General features: G+C 63.2%; 21 protein-coding genes. All 21 read left to right on the top strand.

Features of this window, described 5'->3' with window-relative positions; all coding sequences use genetic code 11:
• Nucleotides 1–81: 81 nt before the first annotated feature.
• Complete coding sequence (locus ACTJLC_RS27060) at nt 82–1,221, top strand: DUF2827 domain-containing protein (RefSeq protein ID WP_310135487.1); 1,140 nt, start codon at nt 82–84, stop codon at nt 1,219–1,221.
• A gap of 60 nt (nt 1,222–1,281) precedes the next feature.
• Nucleotides 1,282–1,890 (top strand): hypothetical protein, encoded by a 609-nt coding sequence (locus ACTJLC_RS27055; RefSeq protein ID WP_440845761.1) that lies wholly within the window; start codon nt 1,282–1,284, stop codon nt 1,888–1,890.
• Nucleotides 1,887–2,171: a peptidylprolyl isomerase gene (locus ACTJLC_RS27050; protein WP_440845759.1), complete on the top strand. Its 285-nt coding sequence runs from the start codon at nt 1,887–1,889 to the stop codon at nt 2,169–2,171. The genes ACTJLC_RS27055 and ACTJLC_RS27050 overlap by 4 nt, the downstream gene beginning before the upstream one ends.
• A 25-nt stretch (nt 2,172–2,196) precedes the next feature.
• Entirely contained in the window at nt 2,197–2,517 is a 321-nt protein-coding gene (locus ACTJLC_RS27045; RefSeq protein WP_083080885.1) for a hypothetical protein, read from the top strand.
• Nucleotides 2,518–2,551: 34 nt separating this feature from the next.
• Nucleotides 2,552–4,390 (top strand): tetratricopeptide repeat protein, encoded by a 1,839-nt coding sequence (locus tag ACTJLC_RS27040; protein ID WP_310135483.1) that lies wholly within the window; start codon nt 2,552–2,554, stop codon nt 4,388–4,390.
• 1 nt (nt 4,391) lies between these two features.
• On the top strand, nt 4,392–4,898 hold the full coding sequence (locus tag ACTJLC_RS27035; RefSeq protein ID WP_440845757.1) for an H-NS histone family protein: 507 nt from the start codon (nt 4,392–4,394) through the stop codon (nt 4,896–4,898).
• Nucleotides 4,899–4,952: 54 nt separating this feature from the next.
• On the top strand, nt 4,953–5,243 hold the full coding sequence (locus tag ACTJLC_RS27030) for a hypothetical protein (protein WP_073429167.1): 291 nt from the start codon (nt 4,953–4,955) through the stop codon (nt 5,241–5,243).
• A gap of 54 nt (nt 5,244–5,297) precedes the next feature.
• Nucleotides 5,298–7,073 carry an OmpA family protein gene (locus tag ACTJLC_RS27025; protein ID WP_440845766.1) on the top strand — a complete coding sequence of 592 codons (1,776 nt, stop codon included), beginning with the start codon at nt 5,298–5,300 and terminating at the stop codon, nt 7,071–7,073.
• Nucleotides 7,074–7,536: 463 nt separating this feature from the next.
• A complete protein-coding gene (locus ACTJLC_RS27020) occupies nt 7,537–8,202 on the top strand; it encodes a DUF2968 domain-containing protein (protein ID WP_159442565.1) in 666 nt (221 codons plus the stop codon).
• Nucleotides 8,203–8,262: 60 nt separating this feature from the next.
• The gene (locus ACTJLC_RS27015; protein WP_310135476.1) at nt 8,263–8,955 is read left to right on the top strand and encodes a DUF2968 domain-containing protein; all 693 of its coding nucleotides are present in this window, start codon (nt 8,263–8,265) and stop codon (nt 8,953–8,955) included.
• Between the two features lie 389 nt (nt 8,956–9,344).
• Entirely contained in the window at nt 9,345–9,503 is a 159-nt protein-coding gene (locus tag ACTJLC_RS27010) for a hypothetical protein (RefSeq protein ID WP_161553733.1), read from the top strand.
• Nucleotides 9,487–10,479: a GlxA family transcriptional regulator gene (locus tag ACTJLC_RS27005; RefSeq protein WP_310135474.1), complete on the top strand. Its 993-nt coding sequence runs from the start codon at nt 9,487–9,489 to the stop codon at nt 10,477–10,479. Before ACTJLC_RS27010 ends, ACTJLC_RS27005 begins: the two co-directional genes overlap by 17 nt.
• 420 nt (nt 10,480–10,899) lie before the next feature.
• On the top strand, nt 10,900–11,901 hold the full coding sequence (locus ACTJLC_RS27000) for an FHA domain-containing protein (RefSeq protein ID WP_310135473.1): 1,002 nt from the start codon (nt 10,900–10,902) through the stop codon (nt 11,899–11,901).
• A complete protein-coding gene (locus tag ACTJLC_RS26995; RefSeq protein WP_374710327.1) occupies nt 11,898–15,956 on the top strand; it encodes a TOMM system kinase/cyclase fusion protein in 4,059 nt (1,352 codons plus the stop codon). The genes ACTJLC_RS27000 and ACTJLC_RS26995 overlap by 4 nt, the downstream gene beginning before the upstream one ends.
• 34 nt (nt 15,957–15,990) lie before the next feature.
• Complete coding sequence (locus tag ACTJLC_RS26990) at nt 15,991–16,356, top strand: BMA_0021/BMA_0022 family TOMM bacteriocin (protein WP_083080863.1); 366 nt, start codon at nt 15,991–15,993, stop codon at nt 16,354–16,356.
• 1 nt (nt 16,357) lies between these two features.
• Complete coding sequence (locus ACTJLC_RS26985) at nt 16,358–16,711, top strand: BMA_0021/BMA_0022 family TOMM bacteriocin (RefSeq protein WP_083080862.1); 354 nt, start codon at nt 16,358–16,360, stop codon at nt 16,709–16,711.
• A 112-nt stretch (nt 16,712–16,823) separates the two neighbouring features.
• Nucleotides 16,824–19,046: a TOMM precursor leader peptide-binding protein gene (locus ACTJLC_RS26980; RefSeq protein ID WP_310135472.1), complete on the top strand. Its 2,223-nt coding sequence runs from the start codon at nt 16,824–16,826 to the stop codon at nt 19,044–19,046.
• Nucleotides 19,047–19,775: 729 nt separating this feature from the next.
• On the top strand, nt 19,776–19,976 hold the full coding sequence (locus ACTJLC_RS26975; protein ID WP_310135471.1) for a hypothetical protein: 201 nt from the start codon (nt 19,776–19,778) through the stop codon (nt 19,974–19,976).
• A gap of 247 nt (nt 19,977–20,223) precedes the next feature.
• Nucleotides 20,224–20,796 carry a phasin family protein gene (locus tag ACTJLC_RS26970; RefSeq protein WP_310135470.1) on the top strand — a complete coding sequence of 191 codons (573 nt, stop codon included), beginning with the start codon at nt 20,224–20,226 and terminating at the stop codon, nt 20,794–20,796.
• Between the two features lie 162 nt (nt 20,797–20,958).
• Nucleotides 20,959–21,702: an acetoacetyl-CoA reductase gene (phbB, locus tag ACTJLC_RS26965; protein WP_310135469.1), complete on the top strand. Its 744-nt coding sequence runs from the start codon at nt 20,959–20,961 to the stop codon at nt 21,700–21,702.
• 28 nt (nt 21,703–21,730) lie between these two features.
• On the top strand, nt 21,731–21,889 hold the full coding sequence (locus ACTJLC_RS26960; RefSeq protein ID WP_167363311.1) for a hypothetical protein: 159 nt from the start codon (nt 21,731–21,733) through the stop codon (nt 21,887–21,889).
• The last annotated feature ends 25 nt before the right edge of the window (nt 21,890–21,914 follow it).

Genomic DNA, 21,914 nt, shown 5'->3' with positions numbered 1-21,914 from the left:
GTGCCGGTTGTTCGTCTTTTACAGGGCTCGCTGAAGCACAGCGAGGGTTGTTCAGTCTGGTATGCAGTTCGGGGGAAAGGCATGACAAAGATACGTTCGCTTCGGATCGGTATCACGATCGGTTTGCGCGATGCGACGGAAAGCATGTGGGTCAACGGTATCAAGCAGAACGCGCTGTACCTGGCCAAGCTTTTCCAGCACTCGCCGCATCGGCACGAGGTCGTGCTCGTCAATACGACGGCGGTTGAGATCACGCCGCGGTTGCCGTGGGATCTTCAGCGTTTTCCGGTGCGCAGCTTCGCGGATGCGAAGGACTCGCTCGACGTGCTGATCGAACTGGGCGGCCAGATCGATCGCGAACAGACCTCGTATCTCAGGTCGCGCGGCACGAAGATCGTCAGTTACTGCTGCGGGCCGGAATACGTGCAGATGATGGAGGCGATGATCTTTTCACGGCGCATGTGCGATTCCGTATTCATCAATCAGCAATATGACCAGGTCTGGGTCATTCCGCAGGTCATGGAGACGAGCGCGCATTTTTTCGGCGTGTTGCGCAGACAGCCGGTGCGGGAAGTGCCCTTCGTGTGGGACCCGATGTGTCTGGACATGAGAACCCGCGAATTGCCATTTTCGGGCGAGTACCGTCCGCGAAACACGCCGAAGCGCCTGTCGATCATGGAGGCGAACATCAACGTGCTGAAGTTCTGCCTGTATCCGCTGCTGATTGCGGAGAGCGCGTATCGCAAGGTGGGCGGAGGCATCAGTTTCGTCCACGTGACGAACGCGGAACACCTCGCACGCAACAGTCCCGAGTTCATTGGAATTGCGCAGCACCTGGATCTCGTGCGCGACGGCAAGGTCAGTTTCGTCGGCCGTCACGATACGCCGCAGTTCCTGTCGGAACACACCGATATCGTGGTCTCGCACCAGTGGGGGCTCGCGTTGAACTACTTCTATTTCGACGCCTGCTGGAACGGCTATGCGCTCGTGCACAACGCGCATTTATGCCGGGATGTCGGCTACTTCTACCCCGGCAACGATGTGGAGGAGGGCTCGAACCAGCTTGTCCGTGCAATCGAACATCACAACGATGACTGGCAGGCGTATCGCGCCCGGCAGAGAAAGGCCATCCGGCCGTTTCTGTCGACGCACGAACCGCTCATCGCCCGCTATGACGAATTGCTTTTTGCGCTGGTGGGCGATCCGGGCGCCGGGAGCTGACGTCCCGGCACATGCAGCCCTGGCGATGGATAAATCAACGGTAGCACCACGGAGATGAAATTGAAGAGCAAACACATGATGCTGGCTGGCGTGCGCCGGGTAGCGATGCTTTCGGGTATGGCGGCAATGATGATCGCCGGCCCTGTTGCGGTGGCGAAAACGCCGCCGCAACAGGGCGCGGACGCGGACGTGATCGCGACCGTCAACCGCATGCCGATTCAGCGGGCGCAGCTCGACGAAGCGGTGCGTTCGAGCGGCCAGCCGGACACGCCGGCCCAGCGTCAAACGCTGACCGAGGGACTGATTGCACGCGAACTGATTCGCCAGGCGGCCGAGAAGGAAAAGCTGGGCAACACGGAACAGGTCGCGCAGGCGGTGCGCAAGGCGCGTGTCGACACTGAAAACAGGCTGTACATCGCGCAGCACATGCGTCCCGAGGCGATCAGCGAGGCGCAGGTACGCGCTCGTTATGACGCGATCGTGGCCGAGCTCGGTACAGAGGAATACAAGGCTCGCGTGATTACCGTGCGAGACGATCTCACGGCGAAAGCGGTGCTGGCGAAGCTCGACCGCGGTGTGCCGTTCGAGACGCTGGCGGCTGAGAACAGTGTTGCGCCCAGCCGCACCGACGGTGGCGCGCTGCCTGGTTCAGCTTCAGGACGCCAGTGAGCGAAGGGCATACGCAGGGCCTGGCGCTGCCGCTTGCGCTGGCCGTTTCGATGCTCGATGTCGGACAGATAAGCCGCTCGCCAGTTGCCGTCGGCAATCAGCGCGTGATCGTGAAGCTCGACGCGAAACGGCCGGTGGTGACGCCATCGTATGAACAGGCGAGAGCGTCGCTGCGTCAAAGGATGGAATCGCAGGCGAGTGAGCGGGCCTTCACGCAACTGGTCGGCACGCTTGCCGCAAAGGCGGTGATCGTGCCGCCACGCAACAGTCGCCAGGATTGAAAACAACCGGAACGGCGGAGCGGATATGAGTGTATCGAGCTATACGGATCGATTCATCCGGAATCTGATCGTGAGTGGGCTGGTTGCATGCTGGACGGTGCTGGCGGTCTTCTTCTTCGCACCGGATCTGCCGGCGCTAGACAATGCCGCGCCCGCGATCGTGGTCGCGGTGGCGGCCGGAGTGGCCGCATTCATATTGCTGTCCGGGCCCGTGCTGCTTGGCCAGGTGCCGAGCGCGCGCCGCAGCATTTTCCGCGATCCCGAAACCGATCAGGCCGCGTGGCGTGGTCGTCTGATCGGTTTCGTTCTGGGCTTGTTGCTCGGTATCGCGGTGCAGGGAATTTGACGCGGGCGTGAATACATCAATGGGGAATGCAACGATGTCGAATCTGAAAAATGTCGAGGCGCTGATTGCGCGCGGGGATCTGATTGCGGCATCCCACCTCCTGGATGCGCGCGGAGCGACACAATCGGACAACCCGCGCGAGCTGGTGGTGGCAAGCCGTCTGTGGTGCCTGCGGGGGCGCTTTGCCGATGCGCGCGAGTTGCTGGACCGCGCGCTGCATGCGGATCCGACCAACGTGGAAGCGCTGATTGAACGAGCGCGTCTAGCGATCAGGCTCGGCGACGATGCGGGCGCCGACGCGTGGTTCGAATGCGCATGGGGCGAGGGCGCACCCGGCGACGACTGGATGGTCGACTGGATCGATGTATTGCTGCGTCTGGGCAAATTCGACGCGGCGCGCAATATCGCTACCGTGCGGTGCGAGCGCGCACCGGAGCAGGCCGGTACGTGGTTCAGGCTGGGACTCGCGCATCAGCAGGCACGTCATCACCTTCAGGCACTCGACGCTTACCGGCACGCCGCGCGGATCGACCCGGCCCTGCCGATGCTGCGCAATAACATGGGCGCGGCCCACCTCGAACTGAGCGAATACGACCGCGCCCAGCCGTTGTTCGAACAGACGTTGCGGGACGACCCTGACAACGCGCTTGCGTGGACCAATCTCGGCACCGTGCTACTCAAGCGCGGACAGATCGACGACAGTCTCGTCGCGGCGGAGCGCGCGTGCGCACTCGCGCCCAACTATGCGACCGCGTTGCAGACGTACTCTTACGTACTGCGCGAACATCGGCAGTGGGACGGGGCACTGGCTGTCGCACAGAGGGCGCTCGCACTCGAGCCCGCCAACCTGTCGCTCGTCTGGACGCTCGCCATGCTCCAACTGCTGCGCGGCGACTATGCGAACGGCTGGCGTAATCACGAGGCGCGCTGGAGCGGTTCGCCCGAACTGCGCGATGTATCGCCGAACGTTCCGGCGCCGCGCTGGAACGGCGAACCGCTCGAAGGCAAAACATTGTTCGTGTGGGGCGAGCAGGGACACGGCGATGTCATGCAGTTCGTGCGGTTCGTGCCGCTCATCGCCGAGCGGGTGAAGCGCGAAGGCGGAAAGCTGATCTACTGCTGCTTCGGCAATCTGCTGCCGCTTCTGAAGCGCAGCCTCGGCGGCGTGGCGGACACCATCATTGCCCATGATCATCGGCCGCTGCCGGTATTCGACTATCACCTGCCGCTGTGCAGTCTGCCGCTGACGCTCGGCGTCACGCTGCAGGACTTGCCGCTGCGCTCGGGGTATCTGAAAGCCGACCCCGACAAGGTTCGCGCGTGGCGCGAGCGTCTGCCCGACGACGGCAAGCTCAAGGTCGGCCTGGTGTGGAGCGGCAGCCGCACGCACCAGCGCAATTCGCGGCGCTCCGTTAAACCGGCCGAGATCGCTAAAGCCTTTGGCGGGATCAGGGGGGTGGAGTTTTTCAGCCTGCAAGTCGGCGCGGACGGCGAGGTGGAGCAGGCCGGGCAGGCAGGGCTGCGTCTGATCGATCACACAGAAGAGTTCGCCACCTACGACGACACCGCGGCGTTTATCGAGAACCTCGACCTGGTGATTACCGTCTGCACATCCGTCGCGCACCTGGCCGCGGGCCTGGGTGTGCCGACGTGGGTGCTGCTCGACGTCAATCCGCATTGGCTCTGGATGACGGAGCGCCGCGACAGTCCCTGGTATCCCACGGTCACGCTGTACCGGCAACCGGCGTTCGGACAGTGGCAACCCGTGCTCGACGAGGTTGCGGCGCAACTCGCCGCATTTGCCGGAGCGCCCGATCCAGGCGCCGCCTCTCGCGACGACGAATCTGCATCGATGGAGATGTCGGTGCATTAACGTGCGATATCCGCTCGCCGCGACGGGCGGCCGGGCGAAAAGACCTCACGGGCAGTTGGCGCGATGGCCTGCGCTCGTCGCCGCTCCGAGGGGATCGAACGCAGGAACGAATGGCGCCGGGATTGGAAGAGCAGGCATGTTGAAGAGGTGGTCAGTCATGGAAACATATCGCCGTTACATCGAGAAGAAGCTCAGTCTGGAAGAGCAGATTGCAATTGAGCGACGCGCTGCCGCGCATGCGGTGCTGATCGAGGTGCGCGCCTGTGTCCAGGAGTTCGGATTCACGTCCGCGCAGATTTTTGCCTTCGACGCGAATAGCACCGTCCGCGGAAAACGCCCCGCGCGATATTTCGATCCGCAGACAGGCGCAACGTGGTCCGGCGTTGGCCGGGAGCCGCTATGGATTCGGGGCAAGGACCGTGAGCGGTTCAGGCTCGCGCCCGCCCATGCGCATGCGGGCAATACCGTTGACGACGATGAACTCGCGACGGACCAGCAGACTGCGTGACGAACCGGCGGTTCAGCAGCAAGCGCAATTCGTGGCGTTGCATTGACGACCGATATGGACCTCTCCAATGAGTTTCGCTTTCCGGTGCCGGCCTCATCCACGCCGCGCCGGGACGATTGGCCTTTCTACCTCGACCGCCGCAAGCGCGCGTGGCTGCGCTGCATGCGCGATGCCTGGGGAGAGGAAGCGGTCATCCAGATTTACGCGGGATGCGTGCGTATCCAGTCGGAAAACTGCGACTGGCGGTTTTCGAGCGAGGCGGAGCTGCGTGCGGCCACGCTGCAGCGAAGGTGCGAGCGGCCTCGCGGCAGACCACCCGTCAAAAACAAAATAACCTGGGAGTAGTCGTTGAAATCAATCAATCTCGCGCAGTCGATCAGCCTGGCCTTCACGGAAGCAGTGAGACAACAGCTCTCACGGCAGATCGGCCTTTCGCCCGAGCTCATCGAACGCGTGGTCGCGCATGCCGCGCCCGTGCTGATTGCCGCGTTGATGGCCGGGGCGACCACGCCCGAGGGCGCCGCGACGGAGTTCTCGACGCTCAGGTCGGCCGAATCGAACGCGCGCATCGCCGAGGAACTCGCGCACATCGTGACGACCGTGGCCGGCATCAAGGACCTGGAGGCGTCCGGGGACAGCCTGATCGCGCGGGCCACCGGCCGCCGCATCGCCGTTCTCAGCGACCAGATAGCCGGCCAGGCGGGCGTGCCGCCGCAAGCGTCGCACGTGCTTTCGGGCATGGTCGGCGCCGTGCTGTTCGGCATGCTCAAACATCACGTACTGATCGAACAGGGCGAGGTTGAGCAGCTTCCGGCGTTGCTCGACGCTCAGCTACCCGCCATCGCCGGATATGTCACCGATGGCGTGGCCCGCTCGCTTGGATTCGATCACGCGGCGAACTTCAACGATTCGATATCCGCTCGCCTCGATGCGCTGACAAGCCGTGCCGCGCCGCAAGCGCCGACGCTTACCAACGGTGCCGCCGTCGACGCGATGGTCGCCACGCCGCCGGCGGTAGCCGCTTCGACTCCGCGCAGGCAGTCGTCTCCGAAATGGGTGTGGCCGCTCTTTGCGACGCTCGCGCTGGTTCTGGCCGCGGTTTTTGCATATGTCCAGCTTCACCCCACGCAGGCGGACGCGGCGGCGGCGGCCTCAAGCGAGCGTCCTGTTGCCGAGCGGACCCGCGCGGCATCCGGCGTTGCACCGGAACCTGCCGCCTCGCCATCTGCCGCTCTTTCGGCGGTAGCGGCGCCTGCGTTGCCTGTGTCGTCTGTGTCGTCTGTGTCGTCTGTGTCAGCCGCTGCTGCTTCGGCTACGCCGGCCGCAGTTGTTTCATCCGATGCCGTTGCGGCCGCTTCGTCGCCAGTCGTTTCCGCCCCGACGACGAATTCACAGCTTGCTTTCCGCGTGGACCGGACGGGTGTCCCTCAATTGATGGCGGTGGTAGGCAGCGATGCGGAGAAACAACAACTCGTCGATGCCTTGACCCGCAAATTCGGCGCGGGACGTTTTACGAGCGACGTCACCGTCGAAGCTCGCACGGCGCCTGCGGAGTGGCTCGGGCACATGGACGACCTGCTGCTCCTGATGACGCTACCGCGAGCAGAGGCGAGGATCGACGGAAGACGCATGGAACTGGGTGGCGCGGCGACGAGCGAGGCCCTTGGCTGGCGTGAGCGCCTGCAGCGCGAATTCGGTTCGTCGTGGGACATTGCCGCGTTCAACGCCGATCGAACTGTCCTCGCCGCGACCGATGCCTTTCTGCGAGCGATGACTCGTCTTACCGACGCCGGCAGCCCGTGCACGGCAACCGAGGTGGCCAAGGTGCTGAATCTCCAGGTGGTGAATTTCGCGAAATCGAGCGGACACGTTCCTTCATCGGCGAGAGAGAACCTGAGCGTGACGGCGCAGTTAATGAAGGCTTGCGCGAACCGCGCTCAGCCAATGCGTTTCGACATCGCGGTGTTTTCCGACAACGTTGGCGAGCCGCGGGCCAATCTGCAACTTTCGCAAAAGCGGGCCGATGCCGTGCGCGCGTTTCTCGTAGACGCAGGGGCGCCGGCGAATCTGCTTGACGCAAAGGGTTATGGCGCGGCACGGCCGGTGACGACCAATCTGGTCGCCAGCGGCCGCTTCGCGAATCGGCGTGTCGAATTTGTTCCGGCGGCATCGTGAAGCGGGTTAGCGCGCAGGCGGCGGTGCAGCCGACTCGATGCAGGCGCGGGGCCAATCGCATGATGAGGTTTATCTGTCCATGAGGACGACTCCAACAGAACGCGTAGGCTTGCGCGACATGAAGGCATGCAGCGTGGGCAATTCACGGCGAGAAGAAGCCGGTTTATTGCCCACGCGGTATGCGGGAGCGAAGATCGTCGCGGCAATCATGGCCGTTCCGTTGTCGCTCTTCTTTGCCTGGGCGTTGCTTCACACGCTTCTCGCGCTGATTTTTCCGTCCACGCTCGTTGCTCGCTAAGACATGGCGTTGCAATGCAGGGCTCGACGGTTTCGTTAGACGACGTTTTTCTAATCGTGAAGCGCAGTACTTATGGGATTTGTCTTGAGGAATCTATTGAACCGGCGAAGCTTGTCAACTTCAGCCGCTCCATCGCGGGTTGAGACGTCTGGAATCGAAAACGATGTGCCGCCGCTCGAACACGCAGCGATATCGCCCGACGATGCCGATGACGCCGCCGCGCAAGCCTCGGAGACGATCGCGTCGCTTCGGGCCGTGTCGATCGTCACGTCGCAGCCGGGCGTGCGCGCGCTTCAGATGGCCGACGTTGCGGAAGTCGAGCGGCTGGCGGAAAGCGGCGCGCTCACGCAATTGCGAGCATTCCACAGTTTCGATTATTCGGTCGTTCTGCACTTTCACGGCGAGGGTCTTTGCTATTACGTCGCGCTCTACCACGACGGTTCGCTGTGGCGGGTGCTGACGGCAATCGGGCTGGACGCAGCGGAGACCGCTTTTCGTCACCTTCAGGAGCAGGCGACACGGCTGTCCGAGGGCGAAACCCGGCGCGCCCAACTCCTCGCGCAAAACGACAACGTGGCCCGCATGATCCGCGAATCGGAAGCGCAGGCCGAACGGCTTCGCAACGATCTCGAGCGCGACGCGGTGGAGACGCAGCGCGTTACCAGAAAACAGCATCAGGTGCGCAAGGAACTCGCGCAGCTCGAAGCGCAGCGCGTGGCCGGGCAAGCACGATTGAACGTGAGCCTTCGGCAGGTTCAACACCTGAGCGCGACGAACAATGACGGCATCCGGCATGTTCAGAGCCGCCGGGACGAGAACATCAAGAAATGAACGGACACGCTTCATCAATAGCGGGCCCTCACCGGATTTTTTAACAATACGATGCAACCCATGAACCAGATATCGCATAACCGCGTGCTCGCGCTCGCAGCTTTTGTTCTCATTGGCATTTGCACCGGAGCCCATGCACAGTCGTTGTCGGGCGCGGCGTCGGCGCCGCCGAGCGCACCAGCAGAAGAAGGGTTCATCACCGAACAGACAGGCGTGCCGCCGGCGGGCGATATCGCGGAACTGCAACGACTCACGAATAGCAATGCACTCGACGTGCTGCGCGCGTCGCGCAACGGCAGCTATGGCGCTGATCTTCTATTCGACGGCAAGCTCGGCACGTACTACGTTGCACTCCTGCAGCAACGAGACTTCTGGCGCGTAGTGAAGACGCAGGACGAGCGGCGCGCACAGGCTGTCTACGCCACGTTCTCGCGGCAGGCCGAGCGCCTGGCGGAAGTCGAGATGCGTCGCATCAAGCTGGAAGCGCAGAAGGTGCAGACGGAACAGCGCCTGGCGATCACGCAGGCGAAGCAGAACCGTCTGCAGGCGGATATCGATATCGCCAGGGAACAACAGACGCTCGCAACGAGCCGTCAGGAGCAGGCACGCAGTGAACTGACGGGATTGCGCGCGCAGCAGGACGCGGCCCAGGCGCAGTTGCGCGAGACGCAAGGTCAACTCGGCAAGCTGCAACATCAGCTCGATGCGGGACTGCCTGCCGTTCGGAGGAAACGTGGTTCGACGGGCTCGTGAGGTTCAACGGGGTGGCGCTGGCGGCGCTGCTTGATTCATTCGCACGATCGATGCGAGGGCGTCGCGCCTTCGTTGCGGGTGGACGACGCGCTGAAAGCCTCTGAAAGCAGGCGATCGCACGTCTAACCCCAATGTGAACCTCGCCTTTTGCCACAATCCCGCCGTCGTGTAATCACGTGTAATTGATCGGGCAAGGCCTCGGGACTAGTTTTAAGTTCTAGCGAGTGCTTTCCCGGATCGGCCGGCCTCCAATCATGACCGAGATACCCGTCGGCGAAACCCGCGCCGACAGTATCGGCGGTTAAATGCCGGCAATCTCTCGCTACCGCTCGCAAGAAATCCCGCATTGACCACTCCGTCCAGTAACTCGAATTGGAGGAGATTCAAAAATGGAAGCAGTCGTTATTGCACAATCCGAATTTATTGCGTCGGCAAATAAAACGAATATAAGAAATTGGTCAATCGAGGCAATTCCTATCGGCGCATTTAACCCGGAGCGCTTTGCAAGCCGTCATACTCCGGGGCAAAAGAATGCAGCGGGCTCATAGTCCGCCGTGCTGCTCGCGGCAAACAACCGTGCCGGGGCAAACGAGCAAAACCACTCGCGTCGACATAGCGTTGTTCGACGGCTTTGCGCTGCCGGAGGTCGCAGCGATCATCGAGATCTTCGAAAAGGCGAACGCGCTCGCCGTATCCCAGCGATCGGGTTCCGCACGCTATCGCGTCTCGCTGCTTTCGGCTGCGGGTGGCCGCATCGCGAGTTCATCGTCCATTTTCGTCTGGACCCAGGACGTCGCGTCGCACCGCGGTACGAACGACACGCACCTGCTGTTCATCGCGGGCGGGGCCGGCGCGCAGCAGGCGTGTCGCGACGAACGCCTTGGCAATTGGCTGCGCCGCAGGCATCCGTTCAGCGAGATGGTTCATCCGATCTCGGAAGGAAAACAGCTTCTGGAAGCGGCCGGGCTTCCCAGTCGATCCATCCCGGTTCTCCACCGCCGCAACGAAGCGGGCGGCCTTTATCCGGTGCTGCTGAGCGAAGTACCCGATGCCGTGCCCACGGCACTGCGCATTGTCGAAGCGGATCTCGGCTTTGAACTGGCGCGGCGGGTTGCCGAATCGGTCGAGCCGCGGCACGAGACACCCTTCGACTCATCCATTACGCGCAGCGCGGCGCATCGGGTCAGCGAGAAGATCCTCGCGTCGGCGCGCTGGCTGGACGCAAACGTCGATCGGCCCATCTCGATCGACGACGCCGCGCAAGTCGCGGCAATGAGCGAGCGCAATTTTCTGCGGCGCTTCAAGCGCGAGATCGGCATGACGCCCTCCGAGTATCTGCTTCGCGCGCGTCTGAATATGAGCTGCCGGATGCTCGTTGAATCGCGGTTGCCGGTCGACAAGATCGCGCGGCGTTGCGGAATCAGCAGCGGCGGTCAGTTGGCCAAGCTGTTCAGAAAGTATCTGGACACGACACCCACCGACTATCGGCTACGCGAAGAAGCGTCTTCAGGCAATTTGTCCTGAGCGCGGATTCCGGCTCTGCACGCGGGCAGGTAGTAGCGGACGCGCGGGGCGCGGTCCAAAACATCTTCAGCCGAGCCGAGCAGCGTTTTTTCAACCCGGTTTTTAACGATTCATTCAATGCCGCGAATCGTTTATGCGGAATAGATTTATTTAAAATTTTCGCTTAGTAAAGTTTGACAATTCTCCTCCTGGCAATTTGCTAACATGAAAACTCAGTGCTAAAGGTTATTTAGAAAAATGCATGGCGACTAAACGGTGATTTACAAAGCAACTTGCGGAAATCGTTAGGAACGTTGTTCAAAACCGATTTAAGCCACTATGTTCAGTACTGGCGTCAGCGGCATTTCGGCATGAAGTGCGCCGGCCCGGCCGCTTCGATTTGCCAGTCGAACACCGGGCGAACCTATCGCGGGGCGGCGCATGGCAACACTCAAGAACCTGGCTTCCGGAGAAGCGTGCCTGCTGCACGCGTACCACGTGTTCGGTCGCGACGCCGCACGCTGCGACACGGTCGTTCGCGATCCGTCGGTCTCCCGCGTCCACGCCCATATCTGTTGGAACGGTGGGCAATGGGAACTCTACGATCACAGCAGTAACGGCACGTCGATATCGGGCGCATTGCTGCGCAATGGCGAACACGCGGTCCTGAAACAAGGCGACGTGATCCGATTCGGAAAGCTGGGCGTCGCCCCCTGGCGTATCGACTCGCTCGACGACCCCGCCGATACGCTGTGGCCCATAGGCGGCGCGGTGCAGCCGATCGTGCTCGAAGCGAGCCATGTGCTGCTCGCGAACGTCACCCCGTCGATTGCGATTTTCAAATCACCCGAAGGCGAATGGTTCTGCGACGACACGTCGCCGCCGCGTCTGCTGCGTCACGGCGACGAAGTGTGCGTGGGAGACGCCGCCTGGCGTCTCGCGCTGGCGCGTAGCGGCTCGACGTCGGTGCTGACGTTGCCCGGCGTTTTTGGGGGCGCGACGCAACGGCTCGACTTCCTGGTTAGCCAGAACGAAGAGCACGTGCGCGCGCTGCTGCATATCCGCGGTGGCACGGTCGATCTCGGCGAGCGCGTCCATCACTACAGCCTCGTCATGCTCGCGCGAGCCCGCTCGGCCGACATGCATGCGGGCCATGAAGCCGCCGCGCAAGGCTGGATCGAACTCGACGAACTGGCGCGCATGCTCGGCCTCGACCCGTCCCATGTCAACGTGCAGATTCACCGCGCGCGGACGCAATTCGCCGCTGTCCCCGGACTCGACGCGAGCCAGCTCGTCGAACGTCGGCGCGGCAGCGTTCGCATGGGCGACTTCCCGTTTCGCGTCTTTCGCGGCGAGCAGCTCGAATGCGAATCGGTGTCGAGCGCGCGGCAGCGCATCAACCTCCACGGCCTAACGGCAAACCCGGTCTTACAACCCGCATGAACGCCAGGGAAGCGCCAGTGTCGCCACCGTACAGCATGCCGCAGACGCTGGAGCCGCAACACGCCGGTTCGCCGGCCAGCCACGCCGCGCCGTTCACCGAGCTTGCCGGCACGTGGCGTTACCACGTCGGCCCAATGCTGGGCGAAGGCGGAAACGGCGTGGTCTATCGTGCAATCCGTAGCGACACGGGTCAAGACGTCGCCATCAAGCTCATTCGGGAAGACGTCACGAAGACCTCGGCCGGGCGCGCGCGCCAGCGTGCGCGCTTTCGACGCGAGACGCATCTCTGCGAAGGGCTGCATCACCCTCACGTGGTGGCGTTGCTCGACAAGGGCGAGGCGCCTGACGGGCGGCTCTTTGCCGTCTTCGAGTTCGTGCCCGGCCGAACCCTGGGTGACTGGCTGGCTTCCGAGGGCACGCTGTCGGCCGTCGATACGGGGCGGCTGATGACCGAGGTGCTCGACGCGCTCGCGGTCGTGCATCGGCACGGCGTCGTTCATCGGGACCTGAACCCGCGCAACATCCTGATCACGACGGCGGACGACGGTCCGCACGCGAAGATCCTCGATTTCGGCATTGGCGCCGCGTTGCCTGGCGCGGAGCGCATCGAAGGCCAGGCCTCGACGCAGGCGACCGAAGTGCTGGGCACGCCGCAGTATTGCTCGCCCGAGCAATTGCGCAACGAGGCGCCGACGCTCAAAAGCGATCTGTATGCGTGGGGACTGCTGGTGATCGAATGCCTGACGGGTCGCGCGGTCATGCAAGGCGCAAGCGTGGCCGAGATTCTTTATCAACAGCTCAGCCCGGTCGACATCGCGTTGCCCCCGTCGATCGCCTTGCATCCGCTTGGCTCGGTACTGCGCCGGGCGCTGAACAAGAACCCGGAGCAGCGTGCCGCTTCGGCGGACGAACTCGCGGCGCAATTCCGCACGCTCAACTTCGCGGCGCTCGTCGGCGAATTCGACTCCCGCCAGGCGAGCGGCCGGATTCGCACGGGCACCCTCGCGCCGCATGCCGGAAGCACCGGCACGATGGGCGTATCCCGGCAGATCACCACGCTATGCTGCAACGTCACGATCGCCGGAGAAGGCCCGCAGCGGCATGCGAACGCCGACTACCGCGATACGCTCGACGGCTACGAGGAGCGCTGGTTGACCAGGTGCACCGATATCGCCGTGGGCTACGGCGCACAGGTGGGCGGCCGGCTCGGCGACACACTGCTGCTCTATTTCGGATTGCAGGGCGATATCGACCGGCCCGCGCGCCGCGCGGCACGAGCGGCGCTCGAGATGGTGAGGGAAGCCGCTCGCGCCCGGCTGACGGAGCCGCGGGCCGCAAGTGCGCGGCCCAGCGAAGGCTGGCGCGTCGAGGTCGCGGCGGCTATTCACGTCGGGCAGGTTCATGCCCGCGCGTCGCTGATGTCGGGCGTCTCGACGCCCGCCGCGACGTCCAGACTGCTGCGCCTCGCGACGCCGGGCCAGATCCTGATGAGCGACGATGCGCGCCTGGCGCTCGAGCGCCACGTCGATTATCGGCCGACCCCGCTGCACCTGCCTCGGGCGGGCATGATGCCGCAGCGCGTGCATGAACTGCTCGGCGAACGCCGCAGCACCATCCCATTCGACTGGCTGGACGACGGCGCGAGCGCGCCGATGCTCGGTCGCGACCGCGAACTCGATGTATTGCTGCGCGTCTGGCAGGCGACGCGCGCACGAAATCTTCGGGAAAGGGCGGGCCAGGGCGCTTCGCACGACCCTTCGACGCTGGTGGTCGGCGAGGCGGGAATCGGCAAGTCGCGGCTCGTCCATGAGCTATGCGAGGCGGTGCAAACGCAAGGTCATGCGTTCGCGTATTGCGCCTGCTTGCCGGAACGGGCGAATCATGCGCTGTTCCCCATACTGCGCTTTATCAGCGCCCATTGGCGCATCGAGGCGGACGGTCCCGTCGATCTCGCCCTCGCGGCGATCGACACAATGATCGCACCGCTCGCGTGCGACCACGTGGCGGCACGCGCGGCGCTTGCCGCATGGCTAGGGCTGCCGTGCGATGCCCGCGGCTTTCTATGGTCGAGCGTGCGCGAACAGCAGGCGCTGTTCGACGTGCTGGAACAACTGATCGTCTCGCTTGGCGATGGCGCTGAAATCCTGCTCGTCGTCGAAGACGTTCAGTGGATCGACCGTTCGACCCAGGATTTTCTGGAGTCGCTGCGCCGCTCGCCGCGAGCCCGGACCGTTTGCATCGTGCTGACGTCGCGGCCCGGCAACCTCGAGCGCTGGCGCGCCAGCACGGAACACCTGGTGTTGCGCCGCCTGTCGCGCAACGACGCGCAACGCCTCGTCTCGGCACTGTTCGACCAGAAGTCGCTGGATGCGGCTTCGCTCGGCCTGCTCGCCGAGCGCACGGCGGGCATCCCGCTCTTCATCGAGGAAATCGTCCGCGAGCTCATGACGAGCGGCGCGACAACCGAGCCGGACGGCTTGCTGTCCGGACTGCGGGCAACGGACCCGCATCCGCTTCCGGTCAGTCTCGGCAGTCTGCTCGGCCTCATGTTCGACCGGATCGACGAAGCGCGCGACACCGCGCAGCTCGCCGCGACCATCGGGCTCGAAGTGGATGCGCAACTGCTCGCCGACGCGTCGCCGCACGAGCCCCGCACACTCGACGCCCATCTACGGCTTCTGATCGAAGCGCGGATTGTCTACGCGCGGCATCGGCTCGACCGCGTGTTCTACACGTTCCGCCACGCATTGATTCGCGACGCGGCCTATGAATCGATGCTGCCCACCCTGCGACGCAGCAACCACACGCGGGTAGCCCGCGCATTAGCCATGAAAACCGATCGTGGTACCGGGGCGCAACCCTTCCGCGTCGCGCAGCACTTCGCGCATGCGGGCGTCTTCGCCGAGGCCATCGGCCATGGCATCGAGGCCGCGCGGCGCGCGCTCGACCGCTCCCTCTACGACGACTCGATCCGCTACGCGCAGTCCGCCTGCGACTGGCTGGACAAGGCCGACTATGCGGAGCGCGAACACGACAGCGCCCACCTTCACTCGACGTTGACGCACGCGACGATGGCGCGCTTCGGCTGGGCCGATCCGCGGGTGCGTGAGCACGCGGAGCGGCTCTTGCGGCTGGTGCTGACGCTCGGCGATCAGAAGCTCGCCATTGGCGCGTTGTGGACGCTGTCGACCTATTACCACGTCGCCGGCGACCGCGGCACCGTGCAGCGCATCAGCATGCGGCTCGACGAGCTGGCGGCCGATTGCGGGGATCCCGGCGTGCGGGTCGCCGCCGATGCGATGCGCGGCATGAGCCTGTGGATCGACGGCAACTACACGCGTGCGCGGGACGCGTTCGAGGCGACGCTCGCGGGCTACGACGTGCGGCGCGACGCGGACCATCGGCGCATCCTGGGACTCGATACACGCGCCTGGACCATGGCGTCGCTCGCGAGCGTGCTCTGGTGCATCGACGACGCGCCGCAGGCTGCGCTCGCGATGGGACGCGAGGCCGTGTACCGCGCGACGTGCCTCGACCATTTGCCGACCCTCGGCGTCACGCTTCTGTACCTCGCGCGCACCCAGCAGTGGGCCGGCGATCGCGACGCCGCGCGTGCCACATCGGAGGCAACGTTGCGCCTCTCGCAGGTTCATCAACTGCATGCGGTCAGGCACTACGCCGCGATCATTCACGCATGGACCGAAGGGGACCGCGCAGGCGCCGTCGCGCATGTCGGCGCGCTGCGCCAATCGGGCGGGATGCTCGGCCTGACCTACTACGCGTCGCTGATCGCCGAGATCGATGCGGAGCGCGGCGACTACGAGGCCGCGCTAGCGCAGGTCGAACGATGTCTCGCGCTGTGCGATTCGATCGGAGAGCGGTATTACGAAGCGCAACTGCTGCTGAAAAAGTGCGAGTACCTGCGCCGGATCGAGCCGCGCGGCAATGGCGCCGCCGCCATGCATGCGTGCCAGCGCGCATTCGAAATTGCAACGAAGGCGGGCATGTCCCGCATCGTCAAGAGCGCTGAAGAGACGTTGAATTCATTGCCGTAAGTGGTCCCATTCCTTCTTTCAGGAGAGAAAACCGATGACTCAGAATCTTCGCTCGCCGACCTACGAGCAGTTTATCGAATACCGAGCCGTGATCATCAAGGCAATTGCCACGGCATGGCACGATCAGGCGTTCTTCCAGGAGTTGACGAAGCATCCTGTCGAGACGTTGAAGAACCGTTTCGGATACGAGTATCCGTTCAAGATCGACTTGAAGGTGCACCCGGAGTCGGCGACATGGACGCCCGCCATCAACGGCGGCTGGACCACCCAGCAGACGAACAGGTTCACGCTGGTCCTGCCGCCGGCACCGGCGAAGCAGGAGCAGCACGCGCTCGCGCTCGCCTTTTACAACGCGAAACACCTCTACATCATGGATCACCACATCCAACCGGGAGTTTGAGATGGCAATGGACAACGCGACCCCAACGCTCGAATCGATGCTGGAGTTCCAGCAGGTCTATCTGCGCGCAATCGCGCTTTCGTGGGAAGACAAGAGCTTCCGAAACGAGTTGCTGAAGAATCCCGCCGATGCGCTTGCCCGGTACCTGGACTACCGATGCCCGTGGCTGATCGATCTGGAAGTTGTCGATCCGGGCGGCCAGTACGGATGGGATGAACACAACCAACGCTGGAACCTGCCGCCCAATACCATGACCGTCGGCATACCGGCACGGCCGGAGCTTCCGGGCGAGGAAGCCGTCGCGCTCGCGGCCTATAGCGACGCCGGGCCGAACTACGTCTTCACCTGCTGCTGACGCAGCCGGTCCGAGCCCGCACGGCGATGCGGCCCGCGCCTGGCGGGCGGGCCGGCATCGGCGGCGCGGGCACGCTTCCTTCCGCCGTTTTCCCTGCACGGAACCCCACACGATGCTCGACGATTTTTCGCGCGTGCTGCGCTTCAAGCCGCATTTGCTCGTGCTCGACGCGGGCGCCGAGAGGCTGTTCGTCGTCGACGAATTCAAGCGCACGATGCTGTCCGGCGCCGTCTTCGTGCAAATCGCCGCCTGCTTGCGCGCGCGCGTGACGATCGGCGAGATCATCACAGCGCTCGCCGTGACGTTTGGAGAGTGGCAGGTGCTCGCGGCACTCGATCATTTGGTACGTCGAGCCTACGTGCGTGCCGACTCGCCTGGCGAACACGATGCGGCGCGCGGCTTCTTCGAGCGCGTCGGCCTGGATGGCGACGCCGCTTGCGAGCGCCTTGCCCGCAAGCGCGTGACTGTCGAAACGTTCGGCGTCGACGACGCGCCGCTTAAACATGCACTGGCGACAGCAGGCATCGACATCGAACCGGATGCCGGCTTGACAGTCGCCCTGGCCGATTCCCATGACCGCGACGATCTCGCCGAATTGGCCGCACGCGTATCGCTGCGCGGCGGCGCGCTGCTCATCGTGGTTGCCCATGGTGTGCAGCCGCTAATCGGCCCGCTGCTGGTTGCCGATACCGTGTGTGACAGCGCGCCTTGCGTCGAATGCGTCCGCTATTGGACCCGTCTCAACCGGCCCGTCGAGGCGCTGCTCGCGCGCCATCACGGCCGCGCCGCGGCGCGCGTTCCGGCGGCCGTCTCGCGCGCGGGCGCGGCGGCTACGGCGGCGCTGGTCGCGGCAACGATCGAGCAGATCGCGGTCGACCCCGCCGCATCGGAGCGCGCGCGAACGCACATCGTCTCGCTGCGCCTCGACACGCTGGCCGCCGCGCGGCATCGCGTGCTGAGGCGGCCTCAATGCCCGCGCTGCGGCAATCCCGCATGGATGCGCGAGCAGGCGGCGCGCGCGCCGCAGCTTGCGGATGACACGGCGCTCAAGCGCGACGGCGGCGGCTACCGCAATGCCGATGCGCAAGATGTGTTCGAGCGTTACGCGCATCTGGTGTCGCCGGTCAGCGGCCCGATCGCCTATCTCCATCCCATGCCGAAGCGACACGCCGGTCTGCGCAAGGTCTATGTGGCCGGTTTTCTCGTGTGTCCCGCGGGCGTGCCGCGCGACAATCGCTTCGACAGGGTCTGCTCCGGCAAGGGCGCCACCGACACGCAAGCGCGCGTGAGCGCATTGTGCGAGGCGCTCGAGCGTTTCAGCAGCGTCTGTCAGGGTGACGAGATGAGAGTGACCGCATGCATGGAAGACCTTCTCGACGATCCGCCTATCCATGTCAACGATCTTCAGCAGTTCAGCGCACGCCAGTTCGACGAGCGCGATGCCATCAATGCGTTGACCGACGATGTTCGAAAACAGGTGCCGCGGCCTTTCTCGCCACGTGACGTCATCGATTGGACTCTCGCGTGGTCGCTCGTCACAGGCGGGCGCCGGCTCGTGCCGTTGAGCTACTGCTATGCGGAGACGCCCGAGAGCGCGCAGCCCAACGTGCCGTGCGTGCATAACCCGAATGGTTGCGCAGCCGGATCGTGCCTCGAAGAGGCGATTTTGCAAGGCTTGCTCGAGTTGATCGAACGCGATGCCGTCGCGATCTGGTGGTACAACCAGGTACGCCGTCCCGGAATCGATCTGGCGAGTTTCGCGGACCCGTATTTCGATGCGCTCGTGCGTGAATACGAAGTGCTCGGCTGGCGTCTCTGGGCGCTCGACATCAGCCATGATTTGGCCGTGCCGACGGTCGTCGCGCTTGCGGAAAATACGTCCAACGGACGGTTCTCGATCGGCTTCGGTTGCCATCTGGACGCGCGTATCGCCACGCAGCGAGCGCTGACCGAAGTCAACCAGTTGCTCGATCTCGCAGCCGACGGCCCGCCGCCCTGGGATCACACGAAGCTATCGAGCACCGAGTTCCTGTATCCGGCAAATGACATGCTCGGCACGACGAGTTCGACATGGCCGCCAGTCGATGCGGGTACGTTGAAGGCGGCGGTCGAACACTGCGTCGCGCGAATCGCCTCGGCTGGAATGGACGTGCTGGTTGTCGATAAGACGCGGCCCGATATCGGCTTGCCCGTGGTGCAGGTCATCGCGCCGGGTCTTTGCCATTTTTGGCCGCGCTTTGGCGCGCGGCGTCTTTATTCGGTTCCCGTGCGGATGGGGTGGCGCGAGGCGCCGCGCCGCGAATCGGAGTTGAATGAGGCGTTGTTGTTTCTTTGAGGTGTTTGTCGTGTTTGCAGTGGCTATCGTGGTTGGGTTCGTTCGAGTAACGGGTGGTCCTGTGTCCATGTTCGCTGAACATGGACACGTGGCCTCAGTGGATCAAAGTCACGGCGGAAGGGTGTGGATAAACGACCCTCCGCCTGCGTGATCTTCCATCGGCTCAGTCGTTGTTGATGGTGATGTACGGATCCCACGTGACGTAATGCTAACCGTGGCCCTTGCGACAGCGAGGAAGTCGACGCTTATGCATTTTACGAGTAAAAATTATGAAAACAGGCGACTCGCATATCAACGTAATAATTATTTCTTAATTGCCGTATATAGCGTGGCCTGTAAGTAGGTCATGTCCGATAAAGACAATGCTAGCCTATAAACGCCATATTCAAATATGAATCAAGGTGGCTTAAAGGCCCATTGTTGGACCTGCCAACTTCACACCTCCGGCGTGCCGAAAAACCGCCAAACACATGCCCATCAAGGCGCACAAAGTCGCCGCAGTCAACAGGGGGACGTCCCGCCACGGCCATTCATATGCAGAATAAATAACCAGACGAATTAAAAAAGTACGGACCATATTGCAATTGAAAATTGAGCGGTTATGATGACGTCTCCGTAAGGATTTCCCGAGCGTTTGCTTCGCAAATGAGAGGGGAAATATTTCCCGCCATTTGCCGCCGGAACGGTAATTAATGCTTCCGGGCCGACAGATTAAATCGAGGAGACACAATGCTAAGTCCCCATGAATTCGCCACCTTGATGCTCCTCAAGGACGCGCCCGAGCAGATCGACCTGGAGCGCGTCGAACTCGACACGCTGCTGGAACGTCAACTCATATCACTCGAGCGTCTGGCGTCGGGCCATCCCCGTGCTCATGTCACGAGCGAAGGCGCGTCCATTCTCAAAGCGGTCGCGCGCAGGCGTTATTGAATTGCGGCGTGTGCCGCCGCGCCACGCGGCGAGCGCGTCGAAGAAAGTAAGCGAAGTGGCTTTAGTTGGACTTTAATGTGTAAGTGCCCCTGGTTTTAACGACTCTCCGAAGTATTCGCGACGCATGCTGCCTGGCAGGCGTCCGTGCGCTTCGGTTCATCCATCATCGCCATTCGTCGTGCGGCATCCGGTCCTATCCGATCGATCGGGCTTTGTGCGGCGAATCGAATCCTGAGGAATTTCAATAATGGTTCTATCGAGTCCCGAGCAAATCGCCGCATCGCAGAAAGCTGGCCTCGACGCATTCTTCGGATTGACCGGCAAGGTCTTTGAAGGCGTCGAAAAACTGGTTGCGTTGAACCTGCAGGTCGTCAAGTCCACGCTGGCGGAATCGCGGGAGAGCCTGAGCAAGGCGCCCGGCACGCCGGAGCCGCAGCAGTGGTTCACGCTGCAAGCCGGTTTCACCGCGCCGCTCGCGGAGAAATCACTGACATACACTCGTCAACTCTTCGACATCGCGTCAACCACGCAGGCGGAGGTCGCGCAACTCGCGCAGACGCATTTCGAACGGTATAACGCGAACCTGCAGGCAGTCATCGAGGAAGCGGCGAAGAGTGCTCCCGCCGGTTCCGAAGCGGCGATCGCCGCGTGGAAGTCCGCGATCAGCGCCACCGCCACGCTGTGCGAATCGCTGCAGAAGACGGGTCAGCAGGCCGTGGAAATGGCCGGGACCAATCTCGAAGCCGTGACGGCCTCGGCGTCCAAGTCAGCCAAACGTAGTGCCGAGTCGGCTATCGTGGCCGCGAGCGCGAAGCATTAAGACCCACGCGGGCAGCAATGCCCGCGTTATCGGTTCGAACTCTATTTACAGCATTCCTTTTAGCCACCTTGGCGAGGAATCCGGCATTCCCATACATCCCATTTGACTGAAGGCGGTGTTGCTCCCGACGGGCACGCCGCCGGTAATTGCGAGGACGATTCAATGGCAAAGCAGATCGCGTTGGTAACGGGTGGCATGGGTGGACTGGGCGAGGCGATCAGCATCAAGTTGCATGACGCCGGTTACGCGGTCGCCGTCACCTATTCGCCCGGCAACACCGGTGCGAACGAGTGGCTCGCCCGCATGGAAGCCGAGGGGCGACAGTTCCGCGCATATGGCGTCGACGTCGCCGACTACGACTCCTGCGAAAAATGCGCGGCGCAGATCAAGGCCGAAGTCGGACCGGTCGACATCCTGATCAACAACGCCGGCATCACGCGCGACGCCAGCTTCAAGAAACTGGACAAGGTCAATTGGGACGCGGTCATCCGCACCAACCTCGATTCGGTGTTCAACATGACGAAGCCCGTGTGCGACAGCATGGTCGAGCGCGGCTGGGGCCGCATCATCAACGTGTCGTCGATCATCGGCTCCAAGGGCGGGTTCGGCCAGACCAACTATGCGGCGGCCAAGGCCGGCATGCATGGTTTCACGAAATCGCTGGCGCTCGAAGTGGCGAAAAAAGGCGTCACGGTCAACACGATCTCGCCCGGCTATATCGCCACGAAAATGGTAATGGCCGTGCCCGAGGAAATCCGCGAGACGAAGATCGTTCCGCAGATTCCGGTCGGCCGGCTCGGGCAGCCGGACGAAGTTGCCGCGCTCGTGCTCTACCTGTGCTCGCGCGAAGCGGGCTTCGTGACCGGCGCCAACATCGCGATCAACGGAGGGCAGCACCTGCAGTGAACCCGGGAGATCAGCAATGGAGGTTCCGATGAGTGAAGCAGTGGCAATCGTCGTAGGTTCATTCGTGCTGGTGACGGCAACAGCGTTCGTCGTCGCTCACTATCGCCGGGAGCAAATGCGCCGAAAACTGCTTGGACGGCTGGCTTATCATCGCGACGCGTACGGCCTGGGCAGCGCCCGGCGTTGAGCTTCCGCTCTCGCTAACCTGTGGT

The sequence above is a fragment of the Paraburkholderia sp. 22099 genome (assembly GCF_052045835.1).
GTDB lineage: Bacteria > Pseudomonadota > Gammaproteobacteria > Burkholderiales > Burkholderiaceae > Paraburkholderia > Paraburkholderia terricola.
The sequence above is the reverse complement of the archived record's forward strand: the minus strand, read 5'-3'. Positions and strand labels throughout refer to the sequence as shown.

Bases quoted from the DNA above. Each gene is read 5' to 3' on its own strand.
- ACTJLC_RS27060 (WP_310135487.1), top strand. From the start codon at position 82: ATGACAAAGATACGTTCGCTTCGGATCGGTATCACGATCGGTTTGCGC.
- ACTJLC_RS27045 (WP_083080885.1), top strand. From the start codon at position 2,197: ATGAGTGTATCGAGCTATACGGATCGATTCATCCGGAATCTGATCGTG.
- ACTJLC_RS27040 (WP_310135483.1), top strand. From the start codon at position 2,552: ATGTCGAATCTGAAAAATGTCGAGGCGCTGATTGCGCGCGGGGATCTG.
- ACTJLC_RS27030 (WP_073429167.1), top strand. From the start codon at position 4,953: ATGGACCTCTCCAATGAGTTTCGCTTTCCGGTGCCGGCCTCATCCACG.
- ACTJLC_RS27015 (WP_310135476.1), top strand. From the start codon at position 8,263: ATGAACCAGATATCGCATAACCGCGTGCTCGCGCTCGCAGCTTTTGTT.
- ACTJLC_RS27010 (WP_161553733.1), top strand. From the start codon at position 9,345: ATGGAAGCAGTCGTTATTGCACAATCCGAATTTATTGCGTCGGCAAAT.
- ACTJLC_RS27005 (WP_310135474.1), top strand. From the start codon at position 9,487: ATGCAGCGGGCTCATAGTCCGCCGTGCTGCTCGCGGCAAACAACCGTG.
- ACTJLC_RS27000 (WP_310135473.1), top strand. From the start codon at position 10,900: ATGGCAACACTCAAGAACCTGGCTTCCGGAGAAGCGTGCCTGCTGCAC.
- ACTJLC_RS26995 (WP_374710327.1), top strand. From the start codon at position 11,898: ATGAACGCCAGGGAAGCGCCAGTGTCGCCACCGTACAGCATGCCGCAG.
- ACTJLC_RS26990 (WP_083080863.1), top strand. From the start codon at position 15,991: ATGACTCAGAATCTTCGCTCGCCGACCTACGAGCAGTTTATCGAATAC.
- ACTJLC_RS26985 (WP_083080862.1), top strand. From the start codon at position 16,358: ATGGCAATGGACAACGCGACCCCAACGCTCGAATCGATGCTGGAGTTC.
- ACTJLC_RS26980 (WP_310135472.1), top strand. From the start codon at position 16,824: ATGCTCGACGATTTTTCGCGCGTGCTGCGCTTCAAGCCGCATTTGCTC.
- ACTJLC_RS26975 (WP_310135471.1), top strand. From the start codon at position 19,776: ATGCTAAGTCCCCATGAATTCGCCACCTTGATGCTCCTCAAGGACGCG.
- ACTJLC_RS26970 (WP_310135470.1), top strand. From the start codon at position 20,224: ATGGTTCTATCGAGTCCCGAGCAAATCGCCGCATCGCAGAAAGCTGGC.
- phbB (WP_310135469.1), top strand. From the start codon at position 20,959: ATGGCAAAGCAGATCGCGTTGGTAACGGGTGGCATGGGTGGACTGGGC.
- ACTJLC_RS26960 (WP_167363311.1), top strand. From the start codon at position 21,731: ATGAGTGAAGCAGTGGCAATCGTCGTAGGTTCATTCGTGCTGGTGACG.